Annotated in this window: 11 protein-coding genes and 2 pseudogenes; 7 read left to right on the plus strand and 6 right to left on the minus strand. The window is 66.2% G+C overall.

The window, feature by feature from the left end; translation table 11 throughout:
• Positions 1-170: 170 nt before the first annotated feature.
• Positions 171-473, minus strand: a complete 303-nt coding sequence (locus IE318_RS42125; RefSeq protein WP_189908145.1) for a peptidase inhibitor family I36 protein — start codon at positions 471-473, stop codon at positions 171-173.
• Between the two features lie 637 nt (positions 474-1,110).
• On the opposite strand from IE318_RS42125, the gene ltrA reads away from it, so the two are divergent.
• On the plus strand, positions 1,111-2,421 hold the full coding sequence (gene ltrA, locus IE318_RS42130; protein WP_229904139.1) for a group II intron reverse transcriptase/maturase: 1,311 nt from the start codon (positions 1,111-1,113) through the stop codon (positions 2,419-2,421).
• Between the two features lie 422 nt (positions 2,422-2,843).
• Positions 2,844-3,532, plus strand: a pseudogene (locus tag IE318_RS42135) (HNH endonuclease family protein).
• Between the two features lie 331 nt (positions 3,533-3,863).
• On the opposite strand, the gene IE318_RS42140 reads toward IE318_RS42135, so the two are convergent.
• The gene (locus tag IE318_RS42140; RefSeq protein ID WP_189908146.1) at positions 3,864-7,085 is read right to left on the minus strand and encodes a hypothetical protein; all 3,222 of its coding nucleotides are present in this window, start codon (positions 7,083-7,085) and stop codon (positions 3,864-3,866) included.
• A gap of 487 nt (positions 7,086-7,572) precedes the next feature.
• Between IE318_RS42140 and IE318_RS46260 the strand changes: the two genes are divergently transcribed.
• The 3 genes from IE318_RS46260 (at position 7,573) to IE318_RS42155 (ending at position 14,465) form a co-directional block, all read left to right on the plus strand.
• The gene (locus IE318_RS46260; protein WP_189908147.1) at positions 7,573-11,559 is read left to right on the plus strand and encodes an RHS repeat domain-containing protein; all 3,987 of its coding nucleotides are present in this window, start codon (positions 7,573-7,575) and stop codon (positions 11,557-11,559) included.
• 203 nt (positions 11,560-11,762) lie between these two features.
• Positions 11,763-13,952 carry an RHS repeat-associated core domain-containing protein gene (locus IE318_RS46265; RefSeq protein WP_189908148.1) on the plus strand — a complete coding sequence of 730 codons (2,190 nt, stop codon included), beginning with the start codon at positions 11,763-11,765 and terminating at the stop codon, positions 13,950-13,952.
• Positions 13,953-14,051: 99 nt separating this feature from the next.
• Complete coding sequence (locus tag IE318_RS42155; protein WP_189908149.1) at positions 14,052-14,465, plus strand: hypothetical protein; 414 nt, start codon at positions 14,052-14,054, stop codon at positions 14,463-14,465.
• A 93-nt stretch (positions 14,466-14,558) separates the two neighbouring features.
• Here IE318_RS42155 and IE318_RS42160 read toward each other — a convergent pair whose 3' ends face one another.
• Positions 14,559-15,860 (minus strand): IS256 family transposase, encoded by a 1,302-nt coding sequence (locus IE318_RS42160; protein ID WP_444546222.1) that lies wholly within the window; start codon positions 15,858-15,860, stop codon positions 14,559-14,561.
• Between the two features lie 188 nt (positions 15,861-16,048).
• On the opposite strand from IE318_RS42160, the pseudogene IE318_RS42165 reads away from it, so the two are divergent.
• Positions 16,049-16,815, plus strand: a pseudogene (locus IE318_RS42165) (transposase).
• Here the strand turns inward: IE318_RS42165 and IE318_RS42170 are convergent.
• Together IE318_RS42170 and IE318_RS42175 are read right to left on the minus strand one after the other, a co-directional pair.
• Positions 16,805-17,119, minus strand: coding sequence for a hypothetical protein (locus IE318_RS42170; RefSeq protein ID WP_189908151.1), 315 nt, complete (start codon positions 17,117-17,119; stop codon positions 16,805-16,807). The pseudogene IE318_RS42165 and the gene IE318_RS42170 overlap by 11 nt on opposite strands.
• Before the next feature lie 90 nt (positions 17,120-17,209).
• Positions 17,210-17,674 carry a hypothetical protein gene (locus IE318_RS42175; protein WP_189908152.1) on the minus strand — a complete coding sequence of 155 codons (465 nt, stop codon included), beginning with the start codon at positions 17,672-17,674 and terminating at the stop codon, positions 17,210-17,212.
• Between the two features lie 130 nt (positions 17,675-17,804).
• Here IE318_RS42175 and IE318_RS42180 point away from each other — a divergent pair, with 130 nt between their 5' ends.
• Entirely contained in the window at positions 17,805-17,978 is a 174-nt protein-coding gene (locus tag IE318_RS42180) for a hypothetical protein (protein WP_189908153.1), read from the plus strand.
• 364 nt (positions 17,979-18,342) lie between these two features.
• Here the strand turns inward: IE318_RS42180 and IE318_RS42185 are convergent, their stop codons facing one another.
• Positions 18,343-20,841, minus strand: coding sequence for a DEAD/DEAH box helicase (locus tag IE318_RS42185; protein WP_189908154.1), 2,499 nt, complete (start codon positions 20,839-20,841; stop codon positions 18,343-18,345).
• Positions 20,842-21,300 lie beyond the last annotated feature (459 nt).

Genomic DNA, 21,300 nt, shown 5'->3' on the forward strand with positions numbered 1-21,300 from the left:
GTCGACTCCGTCTCCTGGGGCGGCCACCGCCACCGCTGACCCGCACCGGCGGACGCGATGAACGCCGGCGGCGCACCGGACCCTGACCTCGGCGCGCCGCCGGTCAGCCGGACGGGAAGAGGGACAGCGGTTCCGCTGTCCCTCTTCCTGTTCCTGCTGGCCGGGGTGTTCTAGCCGCAGTCGTTGCGGTTGATTTTCAGGGAGCGGGTCTGGTCGTTGAGGTTGTAGCCGCGCAGGTCGTGGATGGAGCCGCCGCTGCGACTCACGCAGACCCACCGGCCGGAGTAGTTCCGCTTCTCGTACACGCGGGCGGTGCGGTCGGAGTTGTTCCGGATGGAGCTGCCGCGGTCGCGGATCGCGGAGGGCAGGTCCTTCACCCCGCCGTCCACGGCACGCCGCACCCACGGCTGACCCCCGAAGTTGATCTCCGGGTAGATGCACACGTACCCCCGACGGGCAGTCGATCCCGGCATGCGCCGGGCCGGTGCCGCCGGTGGCGGATGCGGGTGCGGACAGGGGGAGCAGGGCCAGCGCGGCGATGGCGCCGGCACGCATCACGTTTTTTTTTTGATCACGTGTGTCACGAACGCGAAGGAGAAGTTCTTGTAGGCAGAATTCCTTTGACGCGATGTTGCGTGGAAGATGAAGGATTTGGCCCTTCGGAGTCGCCCTGCGGGGGGAGGCTCCAAACCGCCTCGTGCTGCGTTGGCTGAAGACCGTCGTGGTGAGCGATCGAGGAAAAGGCGCCTTAGAGGTGTCAGGTAGGGATCAGGAAGGCGAGCGCAAGCGAATCGCTGCAGACGTGTCGTAAGAAACTAGATGGCATCAAAACCGGGGTGTGTGATTGGTCCCGGGAAGAGCCTGGCGGGTGCCCGCCTATTGGCCAGGCGGTGTCCGGCATGGAGGCGACGCGATCCTGATCTGCTGCTTCCACGTGAAACGTGAGAAGACGTGCACCGAAACTGTCCGCCTCCGGGTGGCGAGAGGGAGAGCCCTGATCGGCTGAGCCGAGTGGGGACGTGAGTACCGTCGCGGAGCACGTCGGCGGACCGGTTCGTAGTAGCGCCGAAGCCCCTGTAATGGGGGTGGAGCCAAGGGACCGGGTCATCCGTGGCGTTGTTCGTTTGGTCAACCGGCACGTCCGGGAGGAACTGGATGGATGCGTTGAGGTCACCAGACAAGTCGTTTGAGATTTCGAAGCGGGAGGTCTGGGAGGCTTACCTTCAGGTGAAGAGAAATCAGGGAGCGCCGGGCGTGGATGGGCAGTCCATCGCCGAATTCGAGACGGATCTCAGGGGTAACCTGTACAAGATCTGGAACCGAATGTCGTCGGGGACATACTTTCCGCCTCCGGTGCGGGCGGTGGAGATCGCCAAGCCTCACGGTGGCGGTACGAGAATTCTCGGAATTCCTACCGTTGCCGACAGGGTTGCGCAAACCGTGGTGGCAAATCATCTCGGTGTCAGGGTGGAGCCAATTTTCCATCCGGATTCCTATGGTTACCGCCCGGGGCGGTCGGCTCTGGACGCGGTCGGGGTCTGTCGGGAACGCTGTCGGAAAACGGACTGGGTGATCGACATAGACATCCAGAAGTTCTTCGACAGCGTCCCGTGGGACCTCATCGTCAAGGCCGTGCAAGCGCACACCGACGCCGTTTGGGTGGTTCTGTACGTCAAGCGGTGGCTACGGGCACCGCTTCAACTCCCCGATGGCACCTTGCAGGATCGCGACCGTGGAACCCCACAGGGCTCAGCGGTCTCACCTGTGCTCGCGAACCTGTTCATGCACTACGCGTTCGACGCCTGGATGGCCCGGGAGTACCCGACCCTCCAGTTCGAGCGCTACGCAGACGACGCGGTCGTCCACTGCGTCTCCGAAGCCCGGGCCCGAGAGGTTCTGGAAGCGATCGGGAACAGGATGGAGGAGGTCGGGCTGCGGCTGCACCCCGACAAGACCAGGATCGTGTACTGCAAGGACGCGAGGCGACGCGGCACCTACGCGTATACCTCGTTCACCTTCCTCGGGTACACGTTCCGCCCACGCCGAGCGCAGAACACCGAGGACGGCCGGCTCTTCCTGGCCTTTCTCCCGGCGATCAGCAAGGAGGCCCTGAAGAAGATCAGCGGTGAGGTTCGCCGCTGGCGGCTTCACAAACAGGTCAGCCTCACAGAGCAGGAGATCGCCGCGTGGATCAATCCGATCACCGCGGGCTGGATGACGTACTACGGCCGGTTCTACCGGTCGGCGCTGACTCCACTCCTGGCACGCGTCAACGCCTACCTGATGCGGTGGGTCCGCAAGAAGTACAAGCGACTGCGGGGACGGAAGGCAGCGCAGAAAGCGTGGCTGAGGGTCACTCGAACGCACCCGAGGCTCTACGCGCACTGGCGATGGGTCAACACCGTCCCTGCTGTCTGGTGACGAGGGTGGCAAGAGCCGTATGAGTCGAGAGGCTCACGTACGGATCTGTGGGAGCCGGGAGGTGTGATTCTTCCCGGCCACCCGACCCCATAGAGATACTGATCGCCGACGGCCGGCAGGCCCAGCTCGCGTGAGGATTCACTCCAGCGGAGGGGCGCGCGGCACACGACCGGTCGTTCCCACCGCGCTCTGCGCGGCCGCCCGCGCACTACCTGCTCGCGCCCCGAGGTTCGGCGGGTGAAGCCGCTTTCTGTCAGCGGCGGTTGAGGTGGCTGTGGTGAGGGTGGGGGACGGGCCTGCGGGTGGTGATGTGACTTACCGTTCGCATGGGTGAGGGCGGAACGGTTTTCCGGGCGAGTCGTGCCTGCGGGGCCGCTACGAAGAGCTCGACCTGTTCGGGATCTTCGAAGGGACTACCTCCGATGCGCCTCACCCGTACCGCAGCCGCGGCCGCCGCTGTCGCCGCACTCCTCATCCCGGCCACCGCCCACACCGCTGCCGCGGCCACACCGCGATCACACGCTGCTCCAGGTGAGACGGTGACCCTGCCCGTGCGCGAGGCCCTCGCCGAGCTCCCGGTGAGGGATGAGGACCGCACCGGCTATGAGCGCAGCAAGTTCAAGCACTGGATCGACGCCGACCGCGACGGCTGCAACACCCGGGCCGAGGTCCTCAAGGCCGAGGCGGTCCTCGCACCGGTGCAGGGCGCGAACTGCACGCTGACGGGCGGCCAGTGGTACTCGCCGTATGACGACCGGTACATCGACGGCGCCCGGGGCCTGGACATCGACCACCTGGTGCCGCTCGCGGAGGCCTGGGACTCCGGCGCGTACGCATGGAGCGCCAAGGAGCGCGAGGCCTACGCCAACGACTTGGGGGACGACCGGGCGCGCTGATCGCGGTGTCCGCCGCCTCGAACCGGTCGAAGGCGGACCAGGATCCCACCACGTGGCTGCCGCCAGCCGTCGGCTACCGCTGTACGTACGTCACCGACTGGGTGGCCGACAAGACCCGCTGGGGCCTGAGCATCGATGCGGGTGAACAGGCTGCGCTGGCCGAGTCGTTGCGTCGCTGCCCCGACAGCCCCATCACCGTGACCCTTGCCCGGTAGCGCAGTACGGGACCGCACGTATCAGGGACCGGCTGGCGGTAGAGCGGGCCCGTCCACGCGTGGCGCAGCCCGGCCAGGGATGGAACCTGTTCACGTGCTGGTTCCCTGGCTCGCCACCGGCCGATGGGTTGAGCCCTTTGATGGGGCGCTGCCTCACTCGGTGACGGCCTGCGACTGCGGCTTGAGCAGATCGGTTTGGTCCGGCTTCAACAGGCGGGCGATGAACGCCCCTCCTCGGTCGGCGTCCACTGCGGGCACCGCCGGGCGGAGCGTTGGGGGTGTGGGGGAGGGCCGTCAGCAAGCTGACGGCCCTCCCCCTGTACGTGTTTGGTCAGGAGATGTTGGTGATGGTGGTGTCCCAGCCGCTTGCCCCTACGAGTTTGGGTTTGCGGTGGGTGGTGGCGCTGCCGGGGTAGAAGAGCAGGCAGCCTGAGGGGCATGTGGTGGTCTGGTCTGTGCCGCTGGCGTCGATGTAGTTGACGGTGTAGTCGGGGTCGGCGGGTGTCGTGGCCCAGAGGTCACCGTAGGTTTCGCCGGTCGTGGGCTGGAACTGGTGGTAGGTGATGGCGGCGCCGGCGTCGGGGTCGTTGTAGGTAGCGGTGGTGACGGTTCCCTGGACGTTGCCGGGAGAGGCGAGGTGGGGGCGTCGGTCCCAGCCGCCTGTTCCGTAGAGGGTGCGTGAGCCGAGAGAGAAGGTGCCGTTGGTGATGCGGCCGGGGTAGAGGAAGAGCTCGCCGGTGCTGGGGTCGCGGGCGAGGAGGTCTTGGACGCCGTCGCCGTTTTGGTCACCGATGGCGAGGTTGGTGTAGTCCTTCCAGCCGCCGTTGCCGATGACGGTGCGGTTGCTCAGGTCGAACGGTACGGTCTGGTCCTGATCGACGCCGCCGATGGTGTTGCCGGTGTACAGATACAGTTTGGCGTCGGTGCAGGCGCTGGTGGTGCATTCGATGGTGATGAGGTCGTTGCCTGCTGCGTGGCCCTCGGTTGTGTTCTTGTCGATGTCGCCGGGGGCGATGATCTGCCGGATGCGGCTCCAGTCGCTGGCGTCGTCGATGTTGGGGTGGATGATTTCGGTCCGGGTGTCGTAGGCGGGTCGGCCTTGTCCGTCACCGCCGTAGACGTAGAGCTTGTTGTCGCTGAGGCGGACGACGAAGTCTTCGTACCCGTCGGGTGCAAGGGTGGGGCTGGTGAAGCTGCGGAGGTCGCCGCGGTGTGCGATGAGGGCGCCGCTCCAGCCGCCAATTCCGACGGTTTCGGCGGCGGAGACTTTGCCGGTGCCGTCGCCCGCGTACAGGCGCAGCTTTCCGGTGTTGTCGATGGCGACCATGTCGGTGTAGCCGTCGCCGGTGAGGTCACCGGCAAGGTCGGTGTGGGCCAGGCCGCTGCCGGGGTCTTTGCCGGGGGCGTAGACGAAGTCGGGTTGGCTGGTGTTGAGGATGACGGAGTCGGTGTCCTTGTCGTAGGGGGAGTGGTTGCCGGCCTTGTCGAAGGCGAGCACGTGCAGGGTGCTCTTCGGGGTGCCGCTGGGGGTGACCGTGACGTTCGCGCTGTGCTGGTCGGCGCTGACGTTGACCCAGCTGCCGTTGGAGCAGCGGGTGCTGGATATGGACACGTACTGGTCGGTGGTCCAGCAGAAGCCGGCCAGGTCGTTGGCCGTGTTGTAGAGGTGCAGCTGGACGGGCTTGCGGGCGGTGTAGACGTCGGTGGCTTCGTTGGCTGGTGAGTCGTCCATGTTGGTGACCACGACCGTTTTGTCCGGGCCGACGCGGTCGACGGAGAAACTGCAGGACGCGGTGTAGGCGCTTGTGGTGTCCTCCTCGTCCCTGGCGCGGACCTTCCAGGTGTACGACCCGTTGGTGAGCTTGTCCGCTGTCACGGTGACCGTTGCGATCTGCCCGGTGGGGACCCAGTCGGAGGTGGGGGAGGTGACTGTGGTGCCGGCGGAGTTGGTCACGGAGAACTCGCCTTTGACCTTTCCGCGGTCCTTGTCGGTGAGTTTCGCGGTGAGCGCGATGCCGCTGTTGCCGATCAGACCGCCGCAGGGGACCGGCTTGTTGCCGTCTGAGCCGGGGCTCCATGAGCCTTCGTAGGCGTCGTGGTCGTCGACGGTGGGCTTGAAATTGTAGGTGACTTCGAGGGCCGGATTGTTGGTGAACCGCTTGAAGCTGTCGTGATCGCCTTCGTGACTGTCATCGGCCCGCAGACCGAAGACGAGGGTGCCCCAGCCGTTGTCGGATGCCTCCTTTACGTAGTTGGTGAGGGCGGTGGAGTGGTAGTCGTGGCCGAGATTGCCCGGGCAGTAGGTGGGGTTGCCGTGGGCGTAGGAGGCCGAGTCGAGTCTGTTCGCCCAGCTCGGCTGGTTGTTCCAGGTGGGGGTGGTGCCGATGCCGCCGGTGGACCACAGTTCGGTCGACCCGGCGGCTGAGGCGTCGCATCCCCAGGAGTAGGTTTCGACGACGGCGAAGGTGGCGTTGAGGATGTCCGCGCCTGCGAGGCCGTCGGTGTTCATCGCGAAGAAGGAGCGCGTCCTGCCGGTGCCGTTGAAGCCGACCCGCGGTTCGTCGCTGGGAGTGTCGGAGTTCCAGCCGGAGCCGTTGGGGTAGTCGGCGTTCGGGGTGGCGGAGTAGACGACGGCCCACTTCTCGCGTGTACCGCCGGAGAACGGCGGGTCAACCACGAGGGGGAACTGGTCGGCGGTGGCCAGCAGCGTGGGATCCGGGGTCAGGGTGAGCGTGTTGCCGGAAACCTCGACGCCCACGGGTGCTGTGCTCGGCTGGTCGCCTGTGTCTCCTGCGGCGGCGACGGACATCTTTGACACTGCGGCCGTGGAGGTGGCGGCCGGCTGCTCCCACATCTTGGGGCGCAGGGCGCTGAAGACGACGTTGCCGTTTGCGTCGGTGGCGGTCAGGTTGTCGGCAGCGTCGTCGGCGAGGGTGACGCCGACGGTGGTGACGCCGAGTTTGATGCTCTGTACAGCTGGATCGGCTGCGGCTTGCGGGGTGTTGATGATCAGATCTTCTGCGAATCCGTCGACCTCGGCGCTGATCTTGAGGTCGACGTCCGGCAGGACCGACTTGTACAGGGCGGTGTTGCCCTCCAGAACGGGTTCCGGCAGGGCGGTGGGCCAGGACAGGGACAGCCGCTTGTCGTCCTTGGCCATGGTGGCCAGCGCCGTGGTGCCGCCACCGGAGAAGGTGATGCCGAAGGTCGGTGAGGCCGGGCCGACCGTGCCGTCAGGACGCTGGACCATGGTGGCGTCGGCCTTCTTCCACACCCCCTCGTACCGGGACCATATGGGAGTGGAGTACTGGCGGCGCGTGGTGGTGCCGTCGGGGTTGGCGAAGGTCTCGGCGTCTTCCTCGCGCCGGTCCACGATCTCGACGGGCTGCCCGGTCTTCGCCGCAAGGGCAGCTGCCTCGTTCTCGGAACTGGACAGCGGTGTGGAAGACGACCCGTCCTCTGCCACGGTGGGAGCCGCGGCTGCGGCGGGAAGGGTCTGCACGCTGACACCCGCTGCTGCAGGGAAGGCGAGGACCAGGAGAGTCGCAGCCACGCGTCTCTTCCTGCCGCGTGCGCGCTGAGGAGATTTCATCAGGATCCTTTCAGGAAGCACGCCCCGGAGAGTACGTGAAACCCGCGGATTAAATCGCCAAGTATCCATCCCTAAACCTGCGCAACGCTTGAAATGATGACGACTCGCGCACGTATTCACACCTCCTCCACATGCCTCCTCTTTGTGAACATTCTTCTGATTTGATCTTCATTGTGCCTGGTCACGGCGCATTGCCTCATGATGACGGCATGAAGATTGTTTTGCTCAGAAGGGGGGGCAATGCAGTGTCGGGGACTTTCTTTTTCCTCTTGTGCGCGGGCGCCGAATCGGCTTTCCTGTTACTGATATTTGTAGCGAACAGGGTCTAGGGGTGGGGATTTCCATGGCGTTCCGCCGCAGCTTTGGCATGCCGTTTTCGGTGCATCGGTTGTTGCGGGCACACCGCCTGGTGACCGCTCTGGTGGGCCTGCTCTCCGTGGTCCTTTGCGTGACCCTGCTCGAAGCCCCCGGCTGGGCCGCACCCGCTGCCAAGTTCTCGCCGCGTCCGGTGCCGAAGACCGCATCAGTACCGGGTAAGGACCTGGTCACCCACAACACGGTGGTGCGCTCGCAGTCCGATCTGAACCTCTGGCACCCGCCAAGAAAGCCAGTGTGGCCGGCCGCGGGGGAAGCGGACGTCTCACTGCCCGCAGCCGCTGCGGGCGTGGACGCCAAGCGCCGTGCCCCCCGGGTGCAGGCCGGGTCGCTGCCGGTGCACGTCGGCAGGCCCTCCCGCCCCGCCTCGGGCGGCAAGGGCGCGCGTGCTGCTGGCGGCTCAGGTCCGAACCGCGTGCATGTGAAGGTGGCCGACCCTAAGGCCACCCAGCGGGCCGGGATCGACGGCCTGCTGCTGTCACTGCAGTCCACTGACGCCTCCGCCCCGGCCGGGGCGGTCGATGTCCAGGTGGACTACACGGGCATCGCGTCGGCGTACGGCGCCGGCTGGGCCTCGCGTCTGCACCTGGTGCGGCTTCCCGCCTGTGCACTGACCACGCCCAAGGCGGCCAAGTGCCGCCGGGGCGTGCCGCTGGCGACGGACAACGACGTGAAGTCCCACACCCTGACCGCGACCGTGGCGCTTCCCCCCGCCCAGAGCGCCCCCAGCTCGTCTTCGCTGGCAGCCGGTGAGACGTCCACGCAGAGCATGGTGGTGCTGGCCGCCGAAGCCGGTACCTCCGGTGATGAGGGATCGTTCAAGGCCACGTCGCTGGCCCCGTCCGGGTCGTGGTCGGCGGGCGGGAACTCCGGCGGGTTCGGCTGGAACATCCCCTTCGCGGTGCCGCCGGTGCCGGGCGGTCTGGAGCCCAAGGTCGGGCTGACCTACAACTCCTCGGCCGTGGACGGCCGGACGTCCTCCACCAACAATCAGACGTCGTGGGTCGGTGAGGGCTGGGAGTACTCGCCCGGGTACATCGAGCGCACCTACGCCCCGTGCGAGAACGACAAGGAAGGCGGCAACAACACCGAGAAGGTCGGCGATCTGTGCTGGAAGTCCCAGAACGCGACCCTGTCGCTGAACGGCAGGTCCACCCCGCTGGTATGGGACTCCGGAAAGAGCGTCTGGAAGCCGGCCGACGACGACGGCTCACGTGTCGAACTGATCAAGGGCAGTTCCCCGAACGATGTAAACGGCGACAGGGACTACGAGTACTGGAAGCTCACCACCACCGACGGCACCCAGTACTGGTTCGGGAAGAACCGCCTGCCCGGATGGAGCAGCGGCAAAGCCGAGACCAACTCCGTCTTCACCGTCCCCGTCTACGGCAACCACAGTGGTGAACCCGGACACGGCACGGACTTCGCCTCCTCGGTGCAGGTCCAGGGCTGGCGCTGGAACCTCGACTACGTCGTGGACCCGCACAACGACGCCATGGCCCTGTACTACGTCAAGGAAGCCGGCTACTACGCGCAGAACAACAAGATCGACGCTCCCGTCGCCTACACCCGGGGCGGCTACCTGACCCGTATCGACTACGGTCTGCGCGCCGGCGAGGCCCTCACCACCACGAATCCGGCAGGCCAGGTGACGTTCGACGTGACGGACCGGTGTCTGTCCGACTGCACGTTCGACGAGGCCCACGCCGCCAACTGGCCGGACGTGCCGGTCGACCTGAACTGCAAAGCCAACGAGCAATGCCTGCAGGCTTCCCCGTCGTTCTGGTCGCGTAAGCGTCTGACGGCGGTCAACACCTTCGCCCTGCAGGGCAGCACGATGCAGCCGGTCGACACCTGGACCCTGGCGCATCAGTACCCCGGCACCGGTGACGTCTCCTCGCCCGCGCTGTGGCTGGCCTCGATCCTGCGCACCGCCAAGGCCGGTGACCTGCCCGACCTGACCTTGCCGAGGAAGATCACCACCGGCGGGACGCTGATGCCCAACCGGGTCGACACCTCCGAGGGCCGCCCCCCGCTGAACAAGTACCGCGTCACCCGGATCACCAGCGAGACCGGCGCCAACACGCTGGTCACCTACAGTCCCACCGAATGCACCACCGGCAGCCTGCCCGCCCCGGACAAGAACACCAAACGCTGCTACCCGTCCTGGTGGACGCCGGACGGCGCCGTCGACCCGGTCAAGGACTGGTTCCACAAGTACGTAGTGACCCAGGTGGTCGAGGACGACACCACCGCCGGCACCGGCTCGGAGTCGAAGTCCACCACCTACGAGTACGATGACGGACCCAACTGGCGGCGTGACCAGAACGAGTTCACGCTCGACAAACACCGCAGCTGGAGCGACTTCCGCGGCTATGGCACCGTCCGCACCCTGACCGGCACGACCAACCGCACCAAGACCGAGAGCACCTACTTCCTCGGCATGGCCGGCGACACCCTGGCCGACGGCAGCCCCCGAGACGTACCCAAGATCAACGGCATCACCGACCGTAACGACTTCTCCGGCCGGACAGCCGAGACCCGTACCTATGACAAGGACGGCACCGGCGGCAAGATCGTCGCCAAGACCACCTATATCCCCTGGGAATCCGACGCCACGGCCACCCAGCCCATCACCGGGATCACCGACCCCGACAAGCCGGGAACAGCCGGCCCACAGCTCCCCGACGCCGTCGCCTACCTGTCCGGGACGGTCACCGAGAAGGCGTCCACGCTCCTCGACGACGGCACGACATGGCGCACGCTGACCACATCCCGCACCTACGACCCGGTCTACGGCCTTCTCACCTCCGAAGGCGACGACGGGGACCCCGGTCACGGCGTCGCACCCGTGTGCACCCGCACCACCTACGTCCCCCCCGACAAGAGCAACTGGCTGATCGCCTATCCCAGCGAAGTGGTCCAGATCAGCACATCGCGCTGCGACGGAGGGTTCCTCAACAGCTCCATCACCAGCGCGTCCCGGACCTCCTACGACGACCAGTCACTGGGCACCGCGCCCAAGCCCGGCCAGGTCAATGTCACCAAAACCGAGCAGGCGTCGAAACTCGACGCGAACGGCGCTCTCGTCTGGGAGACCACTGCCCAGGCCTCCTACGACCAGTACGGGCGTGTGACCAGCAGCACCGGTCAGGACCAGCAGACCACCACCACCGCCTACACACCGGCCACCGGCGCACAGCCCACCACCATCACCGTCACCAACCCCAAGGGCCAGACGGCCACCACCACCCTCGACGGGCTGCGCGGCCTGACCCTCAAAGCCACCGACGCCAACGGGCATACGGCGACCAGTGAATACGACAGCCTGGGCCGCCTCACCAATGCATGGAGCGCCGGCCGAGCCACCACCGACGACCCCAACGTCACCTACACCTACGACATCTCCGCCACCGCACCGTCAACCGTCACGACCAAACAGCGCTATGAAGACGGCACCTGGGGCACCTCCGTCACCCTCTACGACTCCCTCCTGCGCGAGCGCCAGACCCAGACCGACGCCGTAGGCGTGACCGGACGCACCGTCACCGACACCTTCTACGACACCCAGGGCCGCGCCTTCCAGACCGACGCGCCGTTCTACAACGACCAGCCCGTCTCCACGACCCTGCTCACCGTCACACCGAACCAGATCCCCGCCTCCACCGTCACCGAGTACGACGGCCGGGGCCGCCCCACCGCCACGGTGACCCTGTCCCTGAACGTGGAGAAGTGGCGCACCACCACCACCTACGGCGACACCTGGACCGCCACGCTGCCCCCGGACGGCGGAACGGCTGAACTCGCCATCAACGACATTCGCGGCCGCACGATCGAACGACGGGAATACAAGGACCGCACCCCGGTCATCAGCGCGCCCGCCGACCACTACGAGGCCACCCACTACACCTACGACCCGGTTGGCAACCTCACCAAGGTCACCGACGCCTCCGGCCGCAACACCTGGACCTACACCTACGACCTGCGTGGCGCCAGACAGGATCCAGCGACCCGGACAAGGGAGCCGGCACCACCGTCTACGGCAGCGATGGCCGTATAGCCACGACCACCGACGCCCGCAACACCACCCTGGCCACCACCTACGACGAACTCGGCCGCAAGACGAGCCTGCGGATCGGCTCCACCACCGGCACCAAGCTCGCCGAGTGGACCTACGACACCGTCACCGGCGGCAAGGGACTGCCCGCCACCTCCATCCGCTACGACACGTCCGTCTCGCCTGCCGCCGCATACAAGACGGAAGTGACCGGCTACGACACCGCGGGCAACCCGACCGGCACGAAGGTGACCGTGCCCTCGGTGACCGGAGAGGAAAAGCTCGCCGGCACCTACACCGTCGCCACCACCGCCACCCCCGTCAACAGCCTGCCCGCCACCACCGCCTACAGCACCACCAACACCAACGCCACCACCGCCCTGCCCGCGGAAACAGTCACCAACCACTACCTGCAGGACCAGCTCGCCATCGTCGACGGCACCCTGAACCAGGCCTACCTGCGCGGCGCCGCCTACACACCCTTCGGTGAACTCGCCCAGGCCCAGCTCGGCAACTCCGGCACCCTCGTCACCCAGACCCTCAGCTACGACACCATCACCCGACGCCTGGCCACCTCGATCACCGACCGCCAGGCCTCCGGTCCGAAAACCCTCTCCAACATCAAGTACTCCTACGACACCGTCGGAAACGTCACCCGGATCCGCGACGACCAGAGTGACGGCACCGTCGTCGATGACCAGTGCTTCACCTACGACTGGGCCCGCCGCCTGAGCGAAGCCTGGACCACCGGCGACGGCTGCACCACCAAACCCGTCAACGGCACCGGCACCCCCAACCTCGGCACCACCGACCCCTACTGGACCAGCTGGACCTTCACAGGCAGCGGCGACCGCGCCACCGAAACCCAGCACAAAGCAGGCCCCGTCACCACTGACACCACTCGCACCTACGGCTACCCCACCACCACCGGCGCCGCTCAGCCCCACGCCGTCCGGACTGTCACCGCTACCGGAGGAGCAACCGGCGCCGATGCATACCAGTACGACACCACCGGCAACCTGACCAAGAAGACCCCCGCCAGCGGCCCCACCCAGGACCTCACCTGGAACGAGGAAGGCAAACTCGCCACCTCCACCGTCTCCGGCGCCACCACGAAATTCCTCTACGACGCCGACGGCACCCGCCTCCTCAAGCGAGAACCCGCCGCCACCACCCTCTACCTGCCTGGCGGACAAGAACTTGTCCTCACCAAATCCACCGGCGCCCTGGACGGCACCCGCTACTACACCGTGCCCGGCGGCTCAGCCATACGCACCAGCAGCGACGGGAAAGTCCGCATCCTCGTCGCCGACCCCCACGGCACCAACACCCTGTCCATCTCCGCCACCACCCTCGCCGTCAACCGTCGCAAAACCCTCCCCTACGGAGCCCCTCGCGGCACCGCCCCCACCTTCTGGCCTGGCCAGAAAGGCTTCGTCAACGGCGACATCGACGCCACCACAGGCCTCACCCATATCGGCGCCCGCGACTACGACCCCGCCACAGGCCGCTTCATCAGCGTCGACCCCCTCCTAGAACTCGACAAACCCCAAACCATCGGCGGCTACGCCTACAGCGCCCACAACCCCACCACCTACAGCGACCCCACGGGACTCTGCCCGAAGGACATATGCGGTGGATTCGGCCAGAACCCCACGAGTACGGACCCGGACACCTTCCACGGCGATCCAGCGGACTCCGACAAGGAGACCGCCGGCAGAGGCGGTTCGGGTGGCGGTGGAGGCGGCAGTAACCAGGGTGGAGGTTCCTCCACAGGTGACGGCCACGCAGGCGGTGTCGGCGTCGACACGAAAAAGGAGGACGTTCCATTCCGGTGGACCGTCGATATGTGGTACGGGCCGCAGCCGACGGGGTGGAGGGGAGTTCTCACAGATATCATTGAAGGCGATGTATGCAGGCCGGGGTACCCTTGTGAAACACAAGGTCCGCTCTATGCAGAGGGTATCTTTTTCGGCGGCTCCCCTCTGGGAGAGGAGCCGCCGGGGAGTGGGAGGCCACCTGTCTCTCGAGGGCGCATCCAGCAGCTAAGTGGCGACGCCTACGAGATGGACCTCATGAAACGCCTCGGAGGAAAGCCTGGAGCTGACGGGAAGCCTGGCTTCAAGGAAGGAAAGAGGCAGTTCGACGGCGCTTACACCCCGGAGGGAGCTTCTCGGGAAATATGGTACGAAGCGAAGAGCGGAACGTATTGGGATCGCCTGAACAGCAATCCTGCTGAGATGCTCACGTTCAAGTCGAAACTTGGCGAATCTCGGGCGATCGCAACGGAAAACGGCAAGGATTTCCAAGTGATTTCGGAGAATCCGATTCCGGAGAATATCCAAAAATATTTCGTGAAGAAAGGGTTTGCGTGGCGAGTTATACCGAGGGGGTAGGGTGAGGCAGTGAGGCTATGGTGACGTACGGTGTGGGGTCTCTGGAGCCCCCACACCGTACGCGAATGATAGGTTAGAATTATGAGTAGATATGTCAATATGAGATTTGAATTCAGTCGCGAATTGTCTCCTCTGGAGCTGATCGGTGAACTTATCGGCAGCGGCTGGCGTATGGAGGATGGCGGGCATATCAGCTATCTCGTGGAGTCGGATATGACCGACTGGGTGAGACGCCCTCTGGGCGTCGAGCGCCTGGTGCTAAACGAGATGGAGGAGGCACGTCAATCTCACGGTGCCTGTGCGGTAATCCTTTCCTGGAAAGAGACGGGAGCCGGTGGCTCTTTCCTTATGTTCTCTTCCGGCAGAGAGCTTTTTCTTGATCCGAGGGTGGATACGGTATTCCGGCAAGATGCTGACGGCTACGTGGACTTCGAGTGGTATCTCGCCAAGGCTATCCCCGTACTTAATAGGCTTGGGCTAATTGGTTATACGATCTCTGATCTGCCAGCCTAATACTCCAGCAGGACTTTGCGGCCTGAGCTGGGATGATGCCGGGCGGCGGGAGTGTCTGATTCTTTGTGGGTGGTCTGGTGTCGGTGATTGGTGTCAGTGGTCGGTGACGCGGTCGCCGTAGTAGCCGGCGAGGCTGTTGATGGCCTGCTTCCAGGAAGGAGTCTTCCCTGTGACGTTGGGCCGGTTCTTGATCGGGTTGCGGATCACCAGGTAGAGCACCTTCAACGCCGCGTCGTCGTCGGGGAAGTGCCCGCGGCGACGGGTCGCTTGTCGGAAGCGGGAGTTGAGGGACTCAATCATGTTCGTCGTGTAGACGACCCGGCGGATCGGGGCCGGGAAGCGCAGGAATACGATCACGTGCTCCCAGTGGCGGCGCCAGGTGTCGATCACTGCCGGGTAGCGCTCGCCCCATTCCTCGGCGAAGCGGTCGAAGCGCTGCTCGGCCTCGTCGGCGGTCTTGGCCGTGTAGACCTCGCGGAGCTGCCGCGCGATCGCGGACCAGTGCTGCTTGGCTGCGTAGCGCAGGCTGGTGCGGACGAGGTGGACCACGCAGAGCTGGACGTCGGTCTGGGGCCACACGTCGTTGACGGACTCGGGCAGGCCCTTCAGCCCGTCGCAGCAGGCGATCAGGACGTCGTGGACGCCGCGGTTGCGTAGTTCGGTCAGCCAGGTCATCCACTGCTTGGCGCCTTCGCCGCCGGTACCGACCCACATCCCGAGCACGTCGCGGTCGCCGTCCAGGTTGATGCCGACCGCGATGTAGACGGGCTTGTTGGCGACCGCTCCGTCGCGGATCTTGATGTAGATGCAGTCGATCAGCAAGACCGCGTAGACGCGGTCCAGGGGCCGGGTGCGCCAGGCGGCGAGGTCGGCTGAGACCTGGGCGGTGGCGCGGGAGACCAGGTCGCGGGAGACGTCCACACCGTAGACCTCGGCCAGGTGGGCCTGGATCTCGCCGGTGGTCAGGCCCTTGGCGTACAGGGACACGATGGTCTCGGAGAAGCCGTCGACGCGGCGAGCGTGCTTGGGCACGATCTGCGGGGTGAAGGACCCGGCCCGGTCCCTGGGGATGTCGATGGTCACCGGCCCGACCTGCGACAGCACGGTCTTGCGGCTGGTTCCGTTACGGCAGTTCCCCGACCCCGCGCCGGCCGGGTCGCCCTTTTCGTAGCCTAGGTGCTCGGCCATCTCGGCCTCCAGCGCACCCTCCAGGACCAGCTTCAGCAGCCCCGTCAGCAATCCATTCTCTCCGACCAGTTGCAGCCCGTCCCTGCGGGCCCGCTCGATCAGGTTTTCGGCCAGATCCCGGTCCTGCTCGGCCACTCGTGCCAACTCCGCCCCCGTCCGCACCTGGTGCTCGCTTCCCTCGGGGCCGGTCTCGTTCATGCTGCCCATCGTGATCCTTCCCGGCAGAGACCCCATCTCATGCCAACTCGGGTCACACCAGGCCAAACACAAACTTCAGGACGGTCCCCTGTTTGGCGTTCGGACCAAGTGAAGTTAAGCGTTTCCCGTTCGATTGGTTTGACCACCTGTTAGAGGTTGTCCCGTAACCCGTGTGGCGGTTGGTGCGTTGCCTGGGCATGGGTGGGGTGATCTCAGCGGATGATCCGAAGTGGATCGAGCCGTTCTCCGGGCTGTCCGAGGTGCAGTTCGCCAAGCCGGTGGCGTTGGTACGGCGCCGTGGCGGCGACGTTCAGCGCGGCCGTCCCTGGCGACTGCCGTTGGAGGACCGGGTGCTGCTGGTGGCCACGTACTGGCGGACGAACCGCACATTGCGGCAGTGGCGCCGCTGTTCGGAGTCTCGAAGTCCGCGGCGGACCGTATTCTCGATCACCTCGCACCCCTGCTGGCCATCTCGCCGGCCCGGCGACCGCGCAAGGACACGGTCTATATCGTCGACGGCACCCTGGTGCCCACCCGTGACCGCAGCATCGCCGCTTCCGGCAAGAATTACCGGTACTCGACCAACCTGCAGGTGGTGATCGACGCCAACAGCCATTTGGTCGTGGCGATCGGGACCCCGCTGCCCGGCAGCCGCAACGACTGCCGGGCCTTTGCGGAGTCCGGTGTCGACCGGGCCTGCCGCGGCGCCCCGGTCATCGCCGACGGCGGCTACCAGGGCACCGGCCTGTTCATCCCGCACCGCAAACAACGTGGCCAGACGCATCTCAGCCCGCAGCAGGAGGCGGAGAATGCCGTCCACCGCCGGGCACGCGCCCGGGTCGAACACGCCCTGTCCCGGCTGAAGAACTGGAAGATCCTGCGCGACTGCCGGCTCAAGGGCACCGGCGTTCACCAGGCCATGCTCGGCATCGCCCGACTTCACAACCTCGCTCTCACGGGATGAGCTGGCTCTGGTTCACAGCGAAGGTGTCCCGTCCATCCGGCGTCGTGACCCCGTCCGGCGAAGTGGAGACAGTCACGACTCCGCCAACGCCCATCGCCCCGATGTCGCCCTGGACCTCGCACGCCACCGTGACCTTCACCGGGTAGACCGACTCGGGGGTCAGCTCAGCGAACTGCGCGAAGATCGAGCTCTTGTCGATCAAAGACCAACGCTGGCCCGCAGCGTCAACGAACTGAACCTCAACGATGCCGGGAAACGGCTCGTCATCCACCCAACGAACCGCTTCACACCGCAGCTCAGGCACTCAGGCTCCCGTCCTAGTTCCGGACCCCAGCGGCAACGAGCGCCAGTATGCCTGAGACCCCGGCCCCCGTTACGGGACACCCTTTACGAGTTAGTGCCACGTTCCCTCACACTCGACAATCGCGCCGCTGGTATTGGCGTGGCAGGCGCGGGCCTGCAGATTCATCGTCGGGTAGCGGGACAACCAGAGGTAGCTGCCCACCCAGTTGCCGTCAGTGCTGCAGTCGACGGCGGGTTCGAGTTGCCGGTAGTGCCAACCGGACCACTCCCCGGGCGAGGGGGAAATCTGATAGCGGATCTGAATCGCTCCGCAGTAACCGTCCGTCTCCACGTCCGACACCGCGCCGCCGACCACTACGTCCATGCTGCCGGACCAGTAGACATAGACCTCCATCTTCACGCCACCGACCGAACTCTTTGCCGTGCGGTTGGCCCATCCCGTGGTGTCGACATTGGAGCTCATCTTCACCCAGTCGTCTGTCGCTGAAGCCGGGGAGGCAGCGATCAGTACCGCTGCGAAAGTCACTGTGAGTAGTGCAATGATTCGGCGCTTCATCAGACTCCTTGGTGACGTGCACCGGACAAGTGGCTCCATGCTCAGCCTGAGAGGCTTGCAGAGGTATCCAACGGGCGGTTGATTCCGAGGCTTCGGGTAAACCCTCGTAGTAGCCCGTCAGGCCCGCGACATGGGCAAGGTCGCGATCCTTGACCCGCAGACCGGGACGCTGACCGCGCTGCGCCGTGGCTCGGTGACCGTGGCGGTGACGAACGACTCGATGCGCGCCTACACCGACGACAGCTCGCTCGCTCCGATCACGACCTCGAAGACCATCGAGGTCCTGCCGGCAGCGTCCGAGTGACCGTAACCACCATGGGCACGTAGCCGTTGCGGACCGTCTCCTGAGCGATCCGGTTGGCCACGCACAGCGGGCGATCAACCCGCCCTTCGAACCGTACGTCGATGCAAACGGAAACCGTCACACCTTCCGGACCTGGTACCTCGAGTGGCTTGAGCAATGCGAGAAGGAAGCTCGATGATCAAGAGACAAAGGTCCCTGGTTCTATCCGCGCACTGCCGACGACGACCATGACCCGTGCCAATCAGTTTGAAATGGCCACCGAGGTCCGGTTCCCGCGCGCCCGGCGCTGCCAGCCAGCGCTGCGTATTCAGCGTTCGCTAGCGCGACCCCCCGGTCGGCACCGGGCTGGCACTCTCGTTCACCATCACCACCTCATGCCGAGTTGGTCGAGGTCGGCGCGTCGTTGCGGGTTGAGTGTCGCAGCTCGCCTGCGGGCGTTGTTCACGAACTGGCCCAGTCCGACCGCCTCGCCGTCGACGATCTCGACGTGCTGGCGCGGGACCCGTAGGTGGCCTTCGCGGGCGTGGTACTGCCGGGCGGCGGTGATGTTGCGTTCCCACGCGGCACTCTGGGAGCGGCGTGCGGGCGGCTGTTCGTCCTCGCCCGCGGGCTCGAGTCCGAGCGTGTTTTCCAGGAGCCACTGCTGTGCGGGCAGGAGCTTGTCCCAGCCGTGCCGCTGCACCGCGGTCCATGCCCCGAGGTCTTCGCCCTGGACGATGATCTGGCCCGCGGCCGTCGGCAGGGTTCCGCCGGCCTTGAGGTGTGCGTGGGTGAGGCGGAAGGTGCGTTGCCAGGTGATGTCCCAGCCGAGGGGGCACCATCCCGGGTCGATCGCTTCCAGCGCCTCCAGACGGCTCTGCGGGAGTTCCCCGGCACTGGGTACGCCCGTCTCTCCGGCGGCGCGGCGTTCGGCGTTCTGGAACGTCCTGCGGGCCGCTGCACGCAGGTTCTTGGCCCACGTCCCGATCGGGTAGCCCTCCCACACCGCGGTGGCCGGCGGCAGGAGCATCCCGCCGTGTGCGGCGGCGTAGGAGCGGGCCACGGCGAGGCCTTCGGCCCAGGCGGTGTCCTGCACGGACCAGACCATGCCGAGTGCCTCGAGCTCGGCGACGCGGTCCGGTTCGAGTGTGCCGGCGGCGTAGTAGCGGCGCTGATCCGCGACCCATACCCCCGTGGGATGCCCGCCGATGCCGGCCGGCCAGTCCTCAGGCGTGACGTACGTGTAGGGCACGCGCAGTTCAGTGTTGCCGGTCTCCCTCAGCCAGCGGGTGGCGGCTTCGATGCCGCGGCGCCAGTACGCCCGTTCAGGGTCGATGACGCGCAGGCGCACGAATTGGGCGAGGGCGGCGGGGTCGCGTTCCTCGCTGAACCGCAGCACCCCGGCCGCCGCAGCCGTCCGCAGCTCCCGCCCGCTCTCGCCGTCATCGTCCTGGCCGTCGGCGAACTCGCCTTCGTCACCCTCGCGTTCGCCTTGCGGACGAGCGTTGCGCAGGCGTGGGTCGGCGAGGGCTTCGATGGTGTCCGTGTCGTGAGCCCGCAGGGCTCCGAGGACCTTTGCGAGGGTGCTGTAGGCGTCTGAGGTGAGCAATTGATTCGGATCCTCGTCGGGTTCGAGGAATACCGGCACGATCAGCGTGGCCAGTTTTCCGGCCCCCGGCTGCATACGCAGCGCCCGCCCGACCATCTGCACGATATCCACCATGCTGCCGCGCGCGTCAGCGAAAAGCACCGCATCGCATTCGGCTGTGTCCACGCCTTCACCGAGAACACGAACCGAGCTCAGAACTCGCAATGCAGCCGGAATATCGCGGCCCTCGAATCCGTCCCCTCCGAGAAAGTCCGACGCGAATTCATCCAACACCTGGCGGCGGTGGAGAGGCGGGTGCTCGCCGTACAGCCAGTCCGCCCACACCCGCTCCGCCAGCGGGAAGGTCTCGGGATCATCCTCGGCGAGCCGGGCCGCGATGGCCGGCACCCCGGCCGCCATCGCCTCCGCCTCACCGATCCGACTGTGGAACGACAGCACCCGCCGAAAACGCTCCTCAACGGCCGCGCGCATCAGCCCGGTCTGCACGGCCGCCAGCCGCGCCCCGCGCACGGCCGGCGAACCGTTGTCCTCGCTCGCCAGTGCGGCGTGCAGCTCGGGGTCGCGGATGTCCAGGCAGACCACCTGATACGGGGCTACAAGCCCCAGACGCACGGCCTCCGACAGCTTCAGCTTGTAGGCCACCGGCCCGAAGACAGGGGAGTCCTCGTCCATGCTCGCCACCAGCCGGGACGTCTCACCCTCGGCTTCCCAGATACGGGCCGTGGCCGTCATGTACAGCCGCCGCACGGCAGGGATTTGCTGCTGGTCGTGTACCGCAGCCCACGGCTTCCCAGCGTCACCACTGGTGCGGTGCGCCTCGTCAATGATCATGAGGTCTGACACCGGGAGGCCGGCCGCATGTGCCCGCTGCAGGACACGGAGTCCCACGGCCGCGTACGTGGCGAACATCGTCACCGTCTCCAGATCCCGTGTCCAGGCGACCAGTTCATCCGGATCGGTCGTGCACGGCAGACCGTCGCTTTCCTCGGCCCGCAGGGAGCAGACCCCCACCATGACGCCCCGCCGCCCGCCACGACGCCACGCACGGGCCATCTGGGTCAGGAGGTCGAGTGTGGGCACCAGGACCAGGACCCGGCGGGCGGAAAGCCGGTTTGCGGACTCCACGGCGATCAGTGTTTTACCGGAGCCGGTAGCGGCGATCACCTGCGTCCTCAATCCCTCCGGCGGCATCCGGCCACCGACCGGGACGGAAAGATTCCGAAGAACCCCATCGACCGCCTCAACCTGATGCGGACGCAACTCCATCTGCGGCATAGTGTCCTCCAGCCGGGCCGTCCTTGACGGTAATTCATGCCTTTCAACAGGATGGAGCAGGAGTGCTTTCGCAGTCCCTCTATCCCGCCGTTTTCGGCGAGCGCATCGGGCCGCAGCGGGACCCGTTCAGTAGACCAGAAGACATCCGCGGATGCAAAGTGACACACACGCCGATGCTTCCGGGCCAATCGATCAGGCAACGAAGCTTCCTGACAGCCCCTCACCCCGCCAGCTCCCCAGACCGCCCACCCCTTGCTGCTGCCAGCCTTGGACGGGTGCGGAGCACCCGTCCAACTCCCGTACGGGACTGCGGAGCAGGCCCGGGAGGGACGGGAAGCCGGCGGAGCCGGCTTCCCCTACGGGGCAACGGAGTTGACCCGTCGCCCGGAACGGAGTTCCGGGCTCATTCCGCGCGTGCGCGGAAGCCGCCGCGTAGCGGCGGCGCGTCGTGTCTGCGGA

The sequence above is a fragment of the Streptomyces spiralis genome (genome assembly GCF_014654675.1).
Taxonomy (GTDB): Bacteria; Actinomycetota; Actinomycetes; order Streptomycetales; family Streptomycetaceae; genus Streptomyces; species Streptomyces spiralis.

Bases quoted from the DNA above. Each gene is read 5' to 3' on its own strand.
- IE318_RS42125 (WP_189908145.1), bottom strand. From the start codon at position 473: ATGCCGGGATCGACTGCCCGTCGGGGGTACGTGTGCATCTACCCGGAG.
- IE318_RS42155 (WP_189908149.1), top strand. From the start codon at position 14,052: ATGAGATTTGAATTCAGTCGCGAATTGTCTCCTCTGGAGCTGATCGGT.
- IE318_RS42160 (WP_444546222.1), bottom strand. From the start codon at position 15,860: ATGGGCAGCATGAACGAGACCGGCCCCGAGGGAAGCGAGCACCAGGTG.
- IE318_RS42175 (WP_189908152.1), bottom strand. From the start codon at position 17,674: ATGAAGCGCCGAATCATTGCACTACTCACAGTGACTTTCGCAGCGGTA.
- IE318_RS42180 (WP_189908153.1), top strand. From the start codon at position 17,805: ATGGGCAAGGTCGCGATCCTTGACCCGCAGACCGGGACGCTGACCGCG.
- IE318_RS42185 (WP_189908154.1), bottom strand. From the start codon at position 20,841: ATGCCGCAGATGGAGTTGCGTCCGCATCAGGTTGAGGCGGTCGATGGG.